General features: G+C 71.7%; 13 protein-coding genes. 8 read left to right on the top strand and 5 right to left on the bottom strand.

What is annotated here, in order from left to right; genetic code table 11:
- Nucleotides 1-322: 322 nt before the first annotated feature.
- Both sucC and sucD read left to right on the top strand, forming a co-directional pair.
- The gene (gene sucC / locus ACFY93_RS01770; RefSeq protein ID WP_391352664.1) at nucleotides 323-1,501 is read left to right on the top strand and encodes an ADP-forming succinate--CoA ligase subunit beta; all 1,179 of its coding nucleotides are present in this window, start codon (nucleotides 323-325) and stop codon (nucleotides 1,499-1,501) included.
- A 20-nt stretch (nucleotides 1,502-1,521) separates the two neighbouring features.
- Nucleotides 1,522-2,406, top strand: a complete 885-nt coding sequence (gene sucD / locus ACFY93_RS01765) for a succinate--CoA ligase subunit alpha (RefSeq protein WP_391352662.1) — start codon at nucleotides 1,522-1,524, stop codon at nucleotides 2,404-2,406.
- Between the two features lie 183 nt (nucleotides 2,407-2,589).
- Here sucD and ACFY93_RS01760 read toward each other — a convergent pair whose 3' ends face one another.
- A complete protein-coding gene (locus ACFY93_RS01760) occupies nucleotides 2,590-3,612 on the bottom strand; it encodes an RNA polymerase sigma factor (RefSeq protein WP_391352660.1) in 1,023 nt (340 codons plus the stop codon).
- 156 nt (nucleotides 3,613-3,768) lie between these two features.
- Here ACFY93_RS01760 and ACFY93_RS01755 point away from each other — a divergent pair, with 156 nt between their 5' ends.
- Nucleotides 3,769-5,838 (top strand): DUF6350 family protein, encoded by a 2,070-nt coding sequence (locus tag ACFY93_RS01755; RefSeq protein ID WP_391352658.1) that lies wholly within the window; start codon nucleotides 3,769-3,771, stop codon nucleotides 5,836-5,838.
- Nucleotides 5,839-6,328: 490 nt separating this feature from the next.
- Nucleotides 6,329-6,694: a tetratricopeptide repeat protein gene (locus tag ACFY93_RS01750; protein ID WP_391352656.1), complete on the top strand. Its 366-nt coding sequence runs from the start codon at nucleotides 6,329-6,331 to the stop codon at nucleotides 6,692-6,694.
- On the opposite strand, the gene ACFY93_RS01745 is transcribed toward ACFY93_RS01750, so the two are convergent.
- The 4 genes from ACFY93_RS01745 to ACFY93_RS01730 form a co-directional block, all read right to left on the bottom strand.
- Complete coding sequence (locus ACFY93_RS01745; protein WP_391352654.1) at nucleotides 6,691-7,377, bottom strand: transposase; 687 nt, start codon at nucleotides 7,375-7,377, stop codon at nucleotides 6,691-6,693. The two genes, ACFY93_RS01750 and ACFY93_RS01745, sit on opposite strands and share 4 nt — an antisense overlap.
- A 132-nt stretch (nucleotides 7,378-7,509) precedes the next feature.
- A complete protein-coding gene (locus ACFY93_RS01740) occupies nucleotides 7,510-8,289 on the bottom strand; it encodes a hypothetical protein (RefSeq protein ID WP_391352652.1) in 780 nt (259 codons plus the stop codon).
- Complete coding sequence (locus ACFY93_RS01735; protein WP_391352650.1) at nucleotides 8,276-8,794, bottom strand: SigE family RNA polymerase sigma factor; 519 nt, start codon at nucleotides 8,792-8,794, stop codon at nucleotides 8,276-8,278. The genes ACFY93_RS01740 and ACFY93_RS01735 overlap by 14 nt, the downstream gene beginning before the upstream one ends.
- 168 nt (nucleotides 8,795-8,962) lie before the next feature.
- Nucleotides 8,963-9,478: a SigE family RNA polymerase sigma factor gene (locus ACFY93_RS01730; protein WP_391352648.1), complete on the bottom strand. Its 516-nt coding sequence runs from the start codon at nucleotides 9,476-9,478 to the stop codon at nucleotides 8,963-8,965.
- A gap of 257 nt (nucleotides 9,479-9,735) precedes the next feature.
- Between ACFY93_RS01730 and ACFY93_RS01725 the strand changes: the two genes are divergently transcribed.
- Genes ACFY93_RS01725 through ACFY93_RS01710 form a run of 4 tightly spaced genes read left to right on the top strand, consistent with a single transcriptional unit; the run spans nucleotide 9,736 to nucleotide 14,070 of the window.
- Nucleotides 9,736-10,650 carry a hypothetical protein gene (locus ACFY93_RS01725; protein WP_391352646.1) on the top strand — a complete coding sequence of 305 codons (915 nt, stop codon included), beginning with the start codon at nucleotides 9,736-9,738 and terminating at the stop codon, nucleotides 10,648-10,650.
- Entirely contained in the window at nucleotides 10,647-12,089 is a 1,443-nt protein-coding gene (locus tag ACFY93_RS01720; RefSeq protein ID WP_391352644.1) for a peptidoglycan-binding protein, read from the top strand. The genes ACFY93_RS01725 and ACFY93_RS01720 overlap by 4 nt, the downstream gene beginning before the upstream one ends.
- Nucleotides 12,086-12,811: an ATP-binding cassette domain-containing protein gene (locus ACFY93_RS01715; RefSeq protein ID WP_391352642.1), complete on the top strand. Its 726-nt coding sequence runs from the start codon at nucleotides 12,086-12,088 to the stop codon at nucleotides 12,809-12,811. Before ACFY93_RS01720 ends, ACFY93_RS01715 begins: the two co-directional genes overlap by 4 nt.
- Complete coding sequence (locus ACFY93_RS01710; RefSeq protein ID WP_391352640.1) at nucleotides 12,808-14,070, top strand: FtsX-like permease family protein; 1,263 nt, start codon at nucleotides 12,808-12,810, stop codon at nucleotides 14,068-14,070. The genes ACFY93_RS01715 and ACFY93_RS01710 overlap by 4 nt, the downstream gene beginning before the upstream one ends.
- The last annotated feature ends 386 nt before the right edge of the window (nucleotides 14,071-14,456 follow it).

The following is a 14,456-nucleotide window of genomic DNA, read 5'->3' as shown; positions in this document are numbered from 1 at the left end:
TACCCCGCGGGTGACGGTGGACGGTCCCCATTGGGGTGGGGCACGTCCGCCCGGGGCGCCTTCCGTCCGTGGAAGGGGCTCCGCGAGGGGCCTCACCGGGCCAACCCCAGCCGGGTGAGGCCCCGCTCTGTGACAGGTATCACCGCTCATCTGTGATCTGCGATTTAGGGACCCACCGCAACCGGCGATAACCTGCGAGACGGACATGCCGCGCGCTCGGACACCGTGTGCGCCACCCTTGTGACAGCGGACGTCACGTTGCCCTTCGCGGCACGCCCACGCAGACAACGAACCGCGAGATCACTGATAGGGACGGACGCGCGTGGACCTGTTCGAGTACCAGGCGAGGGACCTCTTCGCCAAGCACGGTGTACCGGTGCTGGCCGGTGAAGTCATCGACACGCCTGAGGCAGCCCGCGAGGCGACCGAGCGTCTTGGCGGCAAGTCCGTCGTCAAGGCCCAGGTGAAGGTCGGAGGCCGTGGAAAGGCCGGCGGCGTGAAGCTCGCCGCCACCCCCGACGAGGCCGTCGCCCGCGCGACGGACATTCTCGGCATGGACATCAAGGGCCACACGGTCCACAAGGTGATGATCGCCGAGACCGCGCCGGAGATCGCCGAGGAGTACTACGTCTCGTACCTCCTCGACCGCACGAACCGCACCTTCCTCGCCATGGCGTCCGTTCAGGGCGGCATGGACATCGAGGAGGTCGCGGAGAAGACCCCCGAGGCCCTCGCGAAGGTCCCGGTCGACGCCGTCGAAGGCGTGTCGATCGAGAAGGCCCGCGAGATCGTGGCCCAGGCGAAGTTCCCGGCCGAGGTGGCCGAGAAGGTGGCCGAGGTCCTCGTGACCCTGTGGGACACCTTCGTCGCCGAGGACGCGCTCCTCGTCGAGGTCAACCCGCTCGCCAAGGTCGCCTCCGGTGACGTCCTGGCGCTGGACGGCAAGGTCTCCCTGGACGCGAACGCCGAGTTCCGTCAGGCCGACCACGCCGCCCTGGAGGACAAGGACGCCGCCAACCCGCTCGAGGCGGCTGCCAAGGCCAAGAACCTCAACTACGTCAAGCTCGACGGCGAGGTCGGCATCATCGGCAACGGCGCGGGTCTCGTCATGAGCACCCTGGACGTCGTCGCGTACGCCGGTGAGGCGCACGGCGGTGTGAAGCCCGCCAACTTCCTCGACATCGGTGGCGGCGCCTCGGCGCAGGTCATGGCCAACGGCCTCGAGATCATCCTCGGCGACCCGGACGTCAAGTCCGTCTTCGTCAACGTCTTCGGTGGCATCACCGCCTGTGACGAGGTCGCCAACGGCATCGTCCAGGCCCTGCAGCTGCTCGCCGACAAGGGTGAGGACGTCACCAAGCCGCTGGTCGTGCGCCTCGACGGCAACAACGCGGAGCTGGGTCGCAAGATCCTGTCGGACGCCAACCACCCGCTGGTGCAGCGCGTGGACACCATGGACGGAGCGGCCGACAAGGCCGCCGAGCTCGCGGCTGCGAAGTAAGGGACGAGGGGCTAACAGCCATGGCTATTTTCCTCAACAAGGACAGCAAGGTCATCGTCCAGGGCATGACCGGTGCCACGGGTATGAAGCACACCAAGCTCATGCTCGGTGACGGCACGAACATCGTCGGCGGCGTGAACCCGCGCAAGGCCGGCCAGACCGTCGACTTCGACGGCACCGAGGTACCCGTCTTCGGCTCGGTGGCCGAGGCGATGGAGAAGACCGGCGCCGACGTGTCCGTCCTCTTCGTGCCGCCGGCCTTCGCGAAGGCCGCCGTGGTCGAGGCGATCGACGCCGAGATCCCGCTCGCCGTGGTCATCACCGAGGGCATCGCCGTCCACGACTCCGCCGCCTTCTGGGCGTACGCGAAGTCGAAGGGCAACAAGACCCGCATCATCGGCCCGAACTGCCCCGGCCTGATCACGCCGGGCCAGTCCAACGCCGGCATCATCCCGGGCGACATCACGAAGCCGGGCCGCATCGGCCTGGTCTCGAAGTCCGGCACGCTGACGTACCAGATGATGTACGAGCTGCGTGACATCGGCTTCTCGTCCGCCGTCGGCATCGGTGGCGACCCGGTCATCGGTACGACGCACATCGACGCGCTCGCCGCGTTCGAGGCCGACCCCGACACCGACCTGATCGTCATGATCGGTGAGATCGGCGGCGACGCCGAGGAGCGTGCGGCGGACTTCATCAAGGAGAACGTGACGAAGCCGGTCGTCGGCTACGTCGCCGGTTTCACCGCGCCCGAGGGCAAGACCATGGGCCACGCCGGCGCCATCGTCTCCGGCTCCTCCGGTACGGCCGCCGCGAAGAAGGAGGCCCTCGAGGCCGCCGGCGTCAAGGTCGGCAAGACCCCGACCGAGACGGCGAAGCTCGCGCGCGCCATCCTGGCCGGCTGACGCTCCGACGCTCCCTCCGGCGGCGACGCCGGGCGTGACGTCGAACACGGACGGGCCCGCACCCCTTCACGGGGGTACGGGCCCGCCCGCGTTCGGGGGTACGGGCCCGCCCGCGTTCCCCCGGGTCGCGGGCGTACGGCCCGACCGCGGGTCCGGCGGAGACGTCCGGCGGAGGCGGCGGGCTCAGCGGATCTCGGGGGCGAGCCGTTCCGGGCCGCTCGCCGCCTCGGATCTGAGCTTGGCGCGCAGTTCCCGCTCGTCCTCGGAGAGGGGGCCGGGAGCCGCTTTGGGCGGCACGCCCCGCACGGTCGCCCCGGGGGCCACCGGCGCCTCGTAGTGGTCAGGGGCGTCGCGGAGGGTCAGCGCGGTGGCGCCCATGATCAGGACGGTGACGGCGATGGCCGCGCGCGTCCAGTGGCGGGCGCGGCGCTCCCCCTCCGACCGTACGAGCGGTGCCTTCGGCGCGTTCAGGCGCTCGGCCGAGGCGAGCCCGGTCAGCCTCCGCCGCAGTTCGGCGGGCGTCGCGAGCGCGGGCAGCCGTTCCGCGAGGGCCTCGCGGGCGTGCAGCAGCCGGCCGGCCGTCGCCGGGGTGCTGGCCTCGGTCTCGGCGGCCGTCTCGGGCAGATCGAGGCCGACGCCGTCGTAGAGCAGCAGGGTGCGGCGGTACGGCGGAGGCAGTTCGAGGAGGGCGTCGAGCAGCGCACGGTCGTCCGCGTCGGCGGGCGGTGGCTCCGGGTGCCGGTGGCTCGGGCGCAGCCGGTGCCAGGGTGACAGCGCGTACTCGTGGGCGACGGCCCGCACCCAGCCACCGGGATCGCGGTCGACGGCCACCTCGGGCCACCGCTGCCAGGCCGCCTGGAAGGCCCGCTCCACGGACTCCCGGGCCAGTTCCCGCCGCCCGGTGAGCAGATAGGCCTGCCGTACGAGGGCGGGGGCGCAGAACGCGTACAGCGCGTCGAACGCCTGAGTGGGCGTCAGCCCGAAGCCCGAGCCCGAGCCCGAGCCCGAGCCGGAATCGGTGTCGGCGTCGGCGTCGGCGTCCGAGCCGGCCTCGGCCTCGGCCTCGGCCTCGGCGTCGTCATGGGCATCCGCGTCCGCCGGTGCCCGGGCCGGCCGGTGCACCCGGATCGCGGACCCGGCGGACTCGACCACCACGGGAGCCTCCGCCGAGTCGGCCGGCTCCCTCTCCGCGGCGGATTCCGTCACCTCGACGGACACGCTCGCGGGTGCGGCCGAGGACGGTGGAGATGCGCGTCTCTGACTCACAGGGCGCCCCTGCGTACGGAAAAGTACATAAGCGTATTTTGGGCGACACTTCCGAGCTGCGCCTGTTGCGACGGGAATGCGGGTGTCATTGGGAGCATGGCCGTCGTGACCCACATGACCGGCCGCCGCCCCACGTTGTCCCTCGTACTCGCGCGGATGCGGGGACGATCACCCGGCCTGACCACCGGCCTGCTGGGCGGCGTCCTCGCGGCGGGGCTAGGGCTCGGCGCGTTCGCCGTCCTCGTCATGGCCCTGTGGGTCAGCTCCCCCTACCCCGACAACGGCCCCCAGGGAGCCCTGCACGTGGCCGCCGCCCTGTGGCTGCTCGCGCACGGCGTCGAACTGACCCGCACCGACACCCTGACCGGGGCGCCGGTGCCGGTCGGTGTCACCCCGCTGCTCCTGGTGGCGCTGCCGCTGTGGCTGCTGCACCGCGCGGCGCGCGACGCCGCCGACGCGGACGCCGTGGCCGCGCCCCGCACCGCGTGGGCGAGTGTCCTCGCGGGCTATCTCACGGTCGGCACCGCTGCCGCGCTGTACACCTCGGGCGGTCCGTTGCGCCCCGACTGGTGGTCGGCCGTGCTGTGCCTTCCGCTGCTCGCCGGGGCGGCGGCGGGCACCGGGGTGTGGACGGCCTACGGGCGCCCGCACGGGCCGCTGCCCGCGCCGCTGCGCCGGGCGTTCGTCACGCTCTGCCCGGCGTCGCGCCGTTCCCCCGCCGCCCTGTCCGCGGCCTTCGCGGCGGACGCGGGCGCGCGGCTGGTGGCGGCCGTACGGGCGGCCGGGGCCGGGGTGGCGGTGCTCGTCGGGGGCGGCGCCCTGCTCGTGGCCGTCTCGCTGGTGTGGCACGGCGGGGCGGCCCGCGACGCGTTCGTCCAGCTGACGGACGTGTGGTCGGGCCGCTTCGCCGTGCTGCTGCTGTGCGCGGTACTGGTTCCGAACGCGGCGGTGTGGGCGGCGGCGTACGGGCTGGGCCCCGGGTTCGCGCTCGGCGCCGGTCACACGGCGGGCCCGCTGTCCGCCGCGTCGCCGGGCCCGCTGCTGCCGCCCTTCCCGCTGCTGGCGGCGGTGCCGGACGCCGGAACGCCGATGGGCTGGGCCGCCACGGCGGTACCGGTGATCGCCGGCGTGATGATCGCCTGGTTCGTCGCGATCGCCGCCGCCCCCGCGTCCGCGAACCCCGACACGGTCTGGGCCTGCCGCCGGACGGCGAGCGCGGCGCTGCTGGCGGCCGGGCTGTGCGGTGCTGCCTTCGCGCTCCTCGCGGCCTTGGCGGGCGGTCCGCTCGGCGTGGCCGTGCTCTCCGACTTCGGCCCGGTGTGGTGGCAGACGGGGCCCGCCGCCGCGGCCTGGACGGCGCTGACCGGGGTCCCCGCGGCCCTTGTCCTGCGCTTCTGCCGCCACCGTGGGCTGCGGACGAGCGCGGCCCGAACCGCCACCGGGGCGGCCGCGTCCGGTGCCGGTGTCGGTGCCGGTGCCGGTACGGGCCCGGCGCGCCGGTTCGGGCTCGGCCGACCGGATCGCCCGGAGGGTGCCGGGGCGAACACGGCGGGGCCGGGCTCGGCGGACGGCCGGGCCGCCTCCGCCCGGGATGTCGCGGCCGGGGACGCCGTGGGGCCGGTACGCCGCGCGTGGCCGTGGCGTATGCCGCGACGGAGGGCTGCCCGGGTGGGTACACCGTCCCTGGCCCGCACGACGGATCTCGCCCCCGCGAAGTGCGCGACGCCGGACGTCCCCGGCGCCGCGCCCGACGCGGCGCCGCCGGCCCACGCCTCCGGGGAGGCCCACGCCTCCGGGGCGCGGAAGTGGCCGCGACTCGGGCGCCGGCCGGCCGCCTCCGTACCGGAAGCCGAATCCGAACCGGGGGCGGACGACGACCCCGTGACCCTCGAAGGGGCGGAGGCCGACTTCGAGCCGTACGACTTCCTGCCGTCCGGCCGGCCGGAGGCCTCCGCCTGGCACGACGACCTCTCCCCGGAAGCCCGCTGGGCCGCGCTCAGGAAGGCGTCCACCCCGTCAGCCCCGCCCACCCCGTCCGCGCCCTCGCGCGGCGAGGACACGGACGACGCCGGGGGCGTGGAGACCGCAGAACCGGAGGGTCGGGGAGGGACGGGGACACCGGGGGAGCCGGACGCCCCGGAAGCGGAACGGGCCGGGCCGAACTAGCCACGCCGAACCGGGCGCCGCCGGGACCAGTGCTGCTCCGCCCTAGGGCCTGTTGCGAAAGCCACGGACGGCTGGGCTCGACTGCCCAAGCAAGCCTCTCTGGGAGAAGCCGACGGTCAGGGTGGGCGCGCTGGAGAACGCGGCCGTTCAAAAGTTCCCGGCTTCCGCCGGGGCGCGGAGATAGCCTCGGCCTGCCAATCGTCCAGCGGGAGGGGTAGAGGTATGCAAGGGCAGGGCTGGATCGAACGTGCGGGAGATCTGTTCGAAGCGGCGATGTTCGGCGGGGACGCGTCCGCGCTGGACCGGTCCGATGACGTGCTGGACGCAGTTGAGGCGCCGCTTTGCATGGCGCGGGGCAAGGTATGCACGTCCGCTTCCTGAACGAGCGCGAGGAGAACAGCGAGGAACTGGTGCTGTTCGAGCGCGCGGCCACGTTGTACGGGCGTCGGGTGAGGCGGACGCGTTGTTCTGGGTTGGCTGCTGGCATCAGATGGTGAAGGGCGACGGCGTCACCGGCAGGCCGTGCTTCGAGCGGTTGTATGCGCTGGCGAGATCCGTCGACGACCGGATGACGATGTCGTATGCGATTCGCCACCTGGGCTTCGCCGACAAGGACGCAGGTCATTTCGATCAGGCCCGCGAGCGGCTGACCGAATCGGTGACACTGCGCCGGGAGATCGGTTTCAGGCCAGGGGAAGCGGCTGGCCTGGTGGCGCTGGCCTACCTCGCGGCCGAAACCGGCGACCCGTCGGCGGCGTTCCACCACCTCGACGAGGCCCACTCGGTCGCTGAGAGCTGTGGTGCCAAGGCCGTGTTGGGGTGGATCGACCAAGCCCGCACACTCATCGGCTCCTAGCATCTGATGGGAAACTGCTGGTCACAGCCACTCGTTGAGGACGGCGACCAGCACGGCCGCTTCGTAGCGGACGGCGAGCTTGTCGTATCTCGTGGCCACGGCCCGATGGCGCTTGAGGCGATCGATCCCGCACTCGACGGCATGCCGCTCGCGGTAGTCGTCTTGTCGAACTTCGGCGGCCGACCGCCTCGGGAGCCCAGCTTCTGACGGTTCCGGACGCGGTCCGCCGGGACTGGGACGGTCGCCTTGAGTCCGCGCTTCCGCAGGTGAGCCCGGTTATTGCGGGAGTCGTACGCCTTGTCGGCCCGTACCCGGTCCGGGCGCCTGCGGGGCCGGCCCCGCCCGAGCCGGGGCACCCGGATCGCTTCCAGGACCGGTTCGAACTGTGGTGAGTCACCCCGCTGACCGGCTGTGATCACGACGGACAGTGGCTTCTGTCCCTGCTCGACGGCAAGGTGGATCTTGGTGGTCAGCCCGCCCCGGGAGCGTCCGAGACCGTGGTCGGCCGGCTCGACAGCGATGCCGCCGGGCGGTTCCTTTTGCAGGTCCCCCTTTTCGCCGCCCCGGCGGCATGCTGGTGGGCCCGGCAGACGGTGGAGTCGACGTTCACGTCCGAGGCGTTCAGGCCCTTGGCCGCCGTCGGCGGGGGCAGACCACGCGTGACCCGCTCCACCGCAGATCACACGGGGCCTTGGGGCTCCTGTCCGGGTTCACCGCACACCGGAGACCTTGGTGCGATCCGTACGCCGGCCCAGCGGCTTTCGGTGAAGCCCGCACCAGCGGCAGCGCCGGAATGCCCGACGCCACCCTTCGTGTCACGATCCCGCCCGAGTGTCGATCGACTGCCTCACATCACGGCCGTCGGCCGCGCCCTGCGGTTCTCGTGTCGGCGTGGTGTGGTCGTAGGCCGCACTGTTGACGATGGCCCTGACCTCGGCGAGCGTCGTGTCCGACGCGCCCCTGAGGCAGACACGCACGAAGGGGAATTCCTCTATCGGGTTGGAGCCCAGTCGCGACGCACCCGCCGGGCGGCCCCACTCCTGGTCCCCTCCGAGCGTACGGCAGCCCTTGCCCGGCCGTGGGTACGGACTGAACCCGGGGACCGTGTCCGAGTCGAAAGCCCCCATGTCTTCTGCGCGACGGAAGAAGATCAGAGCCTCTCCCTCGGCAAGTCCGGTCAAGGGCGGGCAGTGGTAGTCGCCATTGTCGATGATGCGACACGATGTCGCAGGCAAGGTTCTGTTGGCGACATAGACGTCGACGGTGGCTGACCGGTCCGCAGAGTCACGCGCGTACCAGCCGTTGGGCAGATCGAACCTGAGCGCTCCGTCCGCGAGGTTGGTCCGATGACTGTGCGGGGACTGCGCGGCGACCTGACGTCGCAACGGCTGGACGACGAGAGAGCCGTAGAGCAGGGCGATTGCCGTCCCGCACGCCACGCCCGCCGCCCAGGCCGCGCGCCGTCGTCTGCGGGCCCTCACCCGCCGGTGAACCCGGCGCATACGGTCCGCGGGAGCCGGCAGGCTCGGCACCGCTCGCTCCAGCAGCTCTCGCAACTGCCGTTCGTGCAGTTCCTGTTCGTCAGTGTCGTACACCGTGCTCTCCTTCCTGCGCGTGCGTGTGCAGGGCCGGCAGGCCGCGCAGCGTGCGCAGTGCCTTGGCGGCCTGGCTCTTGACCGTGCTCGGTCGGCAGCCGAGTATCCCGGCGGTCTCCTCGACGCTCAGGTCCTCGAAGTAGCGCAGCACGATCACCGCCCGCTGCCGGGGCGGCAGGGTACGCACCGCGGCGGCGAGCGAGTGGTGCAGGTCGACCCCCGCGTACGTGTCCGCCGCGGCAGACGCGGGCACTTCGTGGTGCGGAACCTCCGCTCTCCACCGTCGCTGCCACCATGACGAGAAGGTGTTGACCAGGGCCTTGCGGGCGTAGGCCTCGGGATTGCCGTCGGCGATCCGGTGCCATTTGGGCCACAGCTTGGCCAGTACCGTCTGCAGCAGGTCCTCGGCCAGGTGGGCGTCGCCCGTCAGCAGCCAGGCCGCGCGCAGCAGCCGTGGACCGCGTGCCGCGACGAAGGCCTCGAAGTCCGACGACGAGCCTTTCACCGGTGTCCCTTCACCCTCGCTACCGAGCCCGGGGCAGACGTCCCAGGCGCTCCGGGCGCCCGGCATGCTCCGGGTGCCCGGCGACCGCGTCATGACGGGCCCCGACCCGCCCCCTGCCCCGAGTGTCTCCGCGCTGTCGGCGACGGAGGTGAGCGCCCGGCTCACCGCTCACGCCGCCAAGTCCGCTTCGGCGCCGCCGATCAGTGACCGCAGCGTCGCCACGCCCCGTGAGGCGAGCGAAGAGACCGTCCCCGGGGCGCAGTTCAAGTCGTCGGCAACCTGCCTCTCCGAGAGGTCACAGTAGTGGCGCAGCACCACGGCCGTCCGCTGCCGTCGCGGCAGACGGGTCAGGGCGGCCGTCAGCCCGAGGCGGGCCTCCACCAGGTCTGCCGAGTCGGCTGCGCAGGCAGGCTCCGGCACTCTCTCCGTGGGCTGCTCGCCCCGCCAGCACCGTCCGGCCGCGCGTGCGGCCGCATGCACCAGTATCCGCCGGGTGTAGGCCTCCGGTGCGCCGTGCGCGATCCGGGGCCAGACCAGCCACAGCCTGACGAGTGCCTCCTGCACCAGGTCCTCGGCCGTGTGACGGTCCCCGCCCGCCAGGGTGCGGGCGTAGCCCAGGAGAGCCGGCCGGCGGGTCGTCACGAACTCACCGAACTCACGTTCCGCCGCGCTACTGATCCGCATGCGCTGTGCTCCTCGTCTGTCATGTTCTCCGGGCCGGGCGGGCGGTCCTCGCCGCCTGCCTCCGCCCCTGTAACCGGGTGGAGGCCGGGGTGCGGCGGCCCTGACTCCGTGAAATGTGGTGGACGTCACAAGCCGGTCGTGCAGGAAAGCGGCTGGGCCAGCGCCTTTCCCCTGTGCGGCGATGTCACAGGGGCCGGACCGCCGCACGACGTCCCCCATCGAACGGACAAGTGATCCCCTTGCGACTACGCAGTACATTGACGGCGCTCGCGGCCATGGGCCTGGTCGCCCTGTCGGCCTGCGGGCAAAGCGACTCCGGCGCGTCCTCCCCCGGAGAGACCCAGGGCGGCGCCGCCCGGGGCGGAGACAGTGCGTCGGCCGCGCCGGGCGGCGAGTTGACCGTCCCGGAGGACGCCGACCCGGATACGAAGAACTACTACCTGACCGAGAACGCGATAGCGGCCTGTATGAAGAAGCGCGGGTTCAGCTACACACCGGTTCCCGGCATCACACCGAACGAGGACATGAACGCGGGCGAGGGAAGGGACTACGGCCTGGCGAAGAAGTACCGGGAGAAGTACGGCTTCGGTACCTACTCGCGCATCGTGTATCCCAACGACCCGGCCGTGGCCCTGCCGGAAGAGGAGAGCGACCCCAACGAGCCCTACCGCAGTTCCCTTCCCGCCGCGCAGCAGAAGAAGTACGACAAGGCGTTGGGACGGTTGCGCTTCATCCGCAAGACCAACGGCGTGATCCAGCGTCCCCCCAAGGACGGATGCCTCGCGCAGGCGGAACGGAAGGTGCTCGGGCCGCCCAAGTCGAAAGCCGAGCAGGACCGGGAGAACGCGGAACAGCAGGAACGCGACAAACAAGCCGGGCAGGCACTCAACGGAGACCCCCAACTTGTGTCCCTCGCCCAGACGTACGCCAACTGCCTGCGCAAGGAGGGCATCACCGTCACCACCACTCAGCCCACCAGCATCGCCGACATGGTGAAATTCCAGGTGAGCGGCAAGATTCCGCCGGACGGGATGCCGGGAAAGGAAGAAGCACTGGCCAAGCTCCCCGGTGAGATCGACCTCGCGCTCAAGGACCTCGAGTGCGGCAAACAGTTCAGGGCCGCGTACTGGCCCAAGTACGACAAGAACCCCTACGTGGGGAACAACGGGTGAAGCGCCGCAAGAGGCAGCAGCGCAGCCGCACCAGACGACTGGGTGCGACGGTCGCCGCGGTCGCCGTGATCGGAGCGGGCGGCTGGTTCGCCGGCACCCGTATGCAGTCGCCCGCCGACGCCGCCGCCTCGCAGCGGGCGCCCAAGGCGGGTCCGGTGACCGTACCGGTGGAGCAGCGCACACTGACCGCCACCGTGGTGGCCCAGGGCAGCCTGGAGTACGGATCCCCGCGGAGTCTCACCCTGGCCGGTTCCGTCGGTTCCTCCCAGGAGAGCGACGAAGAGGGGGATGCGGCACAACGGGTCACCAGGGCACCCTCCTCCGGGAGCCGGCTGAAGGAAGGCGACGTCCTGATGCAGGTGAACGGAAGGCCGGTCCTGGTGCTGCGCGGGTCGATACCGATGTACCGCAACATCGTCCCCGGTTCGCGCGGGGACGATGTCAGACAACTGCAGAAGGCCCTGAACAGGCTCGGTTTCTCAACGGGCGGCGTCACCGGGACCTACGGCCAGGGCACGGCCTCCGCGGTCGGCCGGTGGTACCGGAGCAAGGGGCACACGGCCCAGGAGCCCACCAGCGCCGACCGGCAGAAACTGGGCGAACTCGAAACCGCGGTGTCCGACGCACAGGTCGCGCTGCTCACCGCGCGTGGCGACGGCGAGCAGGATCCTGGCGGCGGTACGCCCGGAAAGGAGTCGGAGAAGATCCGGAACCTGCGTATCAAGTCCGCGGAGAAGCAGCTGCAGCTGGCGAACGCGGCGCTGAGCGCCTTCAAGGCCGGCTACGGAACCAAGGTACCCGCGGGAGAAATCGTCTTCCTGCCGCGGCTTCCGGTCCGCGTCGACAAGGCCAAGGTACGTGCCGGTGACACCCCGGACGGAGAGGTCGCCACCGTGACGAGCTCCGACGTCGTGGTCGAAGCGGTCGTGCCGGGTTCGGACGCCGCTTCCCTGCGGGAAGGCATGACCGTCCAGATCACCACAGCGGACGGCAAGCAGGCCGAGGGTGTGCTCAGCGAGATCGGAGGGTCGGGCACGACATCCGAGGACGCCGGCTCGGGCGCCGGGACGGGCCCGGACGCCGAGCCCGGCGGGACATCCGGAAGCGGGGAGCCCGAGAGCACCGGAACGTCCGGCGGCGGCGCATCGGAACCCGTGCCCCTGAAGGTGACCATCGCGAAGCCCGGCCCGCTCGCCGAGAGCACGGGAGGCGCGGCGACGGTCACCATCGAGGTGGGCGAGTCGGACGGCAAGGTTCTGGCCGTACCCGTCGCCGCGGTGCAGACATCGGCGGGCGGTCAGGCCCGCGTGCGGGTCGAGCGGGACGGACGGGTGCGGCGGGTCGATGTCGTCCTCGGAATCTCCGCCGACGGGCTCGTCGAGGTGAAGCCGGACGGCGGCGCGCTCAAGAAGGGCGACCTCGTGGTGGTCGGCCGGTGACCGGAGAGCCGGCCCCCACCGAGGCGCCGGACCGGGACGACGTCATCAAACTGGACGGTGTCCACCGCGTCTTCGACTCCCAACCGCCCGTACACGCGTTGCGCGACGTGCACCTGACGGTGAGGCGAGGAGAGCACCTGTCGATCGTCGGACCGTCCGGATCGGGGAAGTCGACCCTGCTGAACACCCTCGGCCTGCTGGACACCCCGACCTCGGGGGACTACTGGCTCGACGGTGTGAGGACCGGGGCCCTCAGCGACCGGCAGCGCACCTCGCTGCGCGGAAGCAGCATCGGCTTCGTCTTCCAGTCCTTCCACCTGCTTCCCTACCGGACCGTGGAAGAGAACGTCATGCTGGCGGAGATCTACCGCAGGCCCCGCACGGGCCAGCGGCGCCGCAGCCGCACCGCACGGGCCGGAGCGGCCCTGGACCGGGTGGGCCTCTCCCACCGCACCGGTTTCCGGCCCGACCGTCTCTCCGGCGGCGAGCGCCAGCGCGTCGCCATCGCACGGGCCCTGATGAGCGAACCGGCCCTGCTGCTGTGCGACGAACCCACCGGCAACCTCGACAGCGAGAACACGCACTCGGTCCTGGAACTCTTCGACCAGCTCGGCGCCCAGGGCATGACCCTCGTCGTGATCACCCACGACGATGCCGTCAGCCGACGCGCCGGCCGACGGGTCCGCATCCGCGACGGACGGCTCATGGAGGAACCCGCATGAAACGCCGTCACCGCGCCACCGCTGCCGGTCCCGGCAAGCGGGTGGACCGTCCCCGGATCCATCCGAAAGACCTGTGGACGGAGGCACTGTCGGGAGTACTGGCCCGCCCCGTCCGCTCCGCACTGACCACCTTGGGCACGGTGCTGGGCATCGGCACGCTGGTCATCACGATCGGGGTGGCGTCGACGGCCGCCCACCAGATCGTCGGCCGGTTCAACGCACTCACCGCCACCTCGGTCACCGTCGTGGTCCCGCCTCCACCCCCGGCGTCCGACACCGTCCCGCTGGTGGACTGGGAAGACGTCGACGCCGTCGACCGGCTGGCCGGGGTGGAGTCGTCCGCCGCGCTCGCGCAGACGGACGAACTGGCCGCCGTGCAGGTGCGGGCCAACGACGTGGTCGCCCCTGGCGGCCTGTCCGGCCAGACGCTGGCGGTCGTCGCGGCCTCGTCCGCTCTGCCGGCGGCGGTGCGCGGCGACATCACGGCCGGCCGGTTCTACGACGAGGGCGACATCGCCCGGAGCGCCAGAGTGGCGGTTCTGGGCGACCAGGCCGCTCGCCTTCTCGGCATCACACGGGTGGAGGACTCGCCCGCGGTGTTCTTCAACGGCCATTCCTTCACCGTGATCGGGATCCTCGGCGGAATCGAGCGCGAGCAGCGCCTGTCCACCTCGGTGATCCTGCCGCCCACGACGGCGAAGGACCGCCTCGGCCTGGACACGGTGAACCGCGTCCTGATCAACACCTCCCTCGGTGCCGCGCAGCAGGTCGCCAGGCAGTCACCCGTCGCTCTGGCACCCAACAGCGCGAAGGCGCTCACCGTCCTCGCCCCGCCCGATCTGTCGAAGGCACGCAAAGGTGTCCAGGGCGACGTCAACGGCCTGTTCCTGGTACTCGGGCTCGTCTCGCTGATCGTGGGTGCCATCGGTATCGCCAACGTCACGCTGGTCACCGTGATGGAACGGGTCGGAGAGATCGGACTGCGGCGTGCCCTGGGCGCCTCGCGCCGGCAGATCGCCGGGCAGTTTCTCCTGGAGTCGACGACGATCGGACTGCTGGGGGGCGTCATCGGTGCCGCCCTGGGCGTGGTCGTCGTGGTGGCCGTGTCAGCGGTCAAGGACTGGACTCCCGTACTCGACGGTCGGCTTGCCGTCGGTGCCCCGGCCGTCGGCGCGGTGGTCGGCCTGTTGGCGGGTGTGTACCCGTCTCTGCGGGCTTCCCGGATGGAACCGGTCGAGGCATTGCGAGCCCCCTCGTGAAGACTGCCCCCCGACGGCCCTGCCCCGCCCACCATCCGGTGGGCGGGCGCGGCGACCCCGATCGACGCGGGGGCGTACCGGACGGCCCGCCTGCCGCCCGCAACCGTGGCTCTCATGCAACGAGTCCTGCTGATCGACGGCGACCGAGCGGTTCGGGACGACATCGCTCTCCCCTGAGACAGCGGGCATGCGAAGTCGCCGCCGTCGACGCGGGCGAAAAGGAACAGGCGCGGTTGCGGCCGCCGGGGAGGTGCACGGTGAGCCGTCGGAAGCGTCCGTCGTCGGTCGTGCCGATCGGTGCGGTCCTGGTCGTCCGCGTCGGCCAGGACGAACGGGGTCTCGTGGGTCTGGCGCAGACGGCCGTGACGCCGTGGCGCCGGCTGCGG

It is taken from the genome of Streptomyces sp. NPDC008313 (genome assembly GCF_042956125.1).
GTDB lineage: Bacteria > Actinomycetota > Actinomycetes > Streptomycetales > Streptomycetaceae > Streptomyces.
The sequence above is the reverse complement of the archived record's forward strand: the minus strand, read 5'-3'. Positions and strand labels throughout refer to the sequence as shown.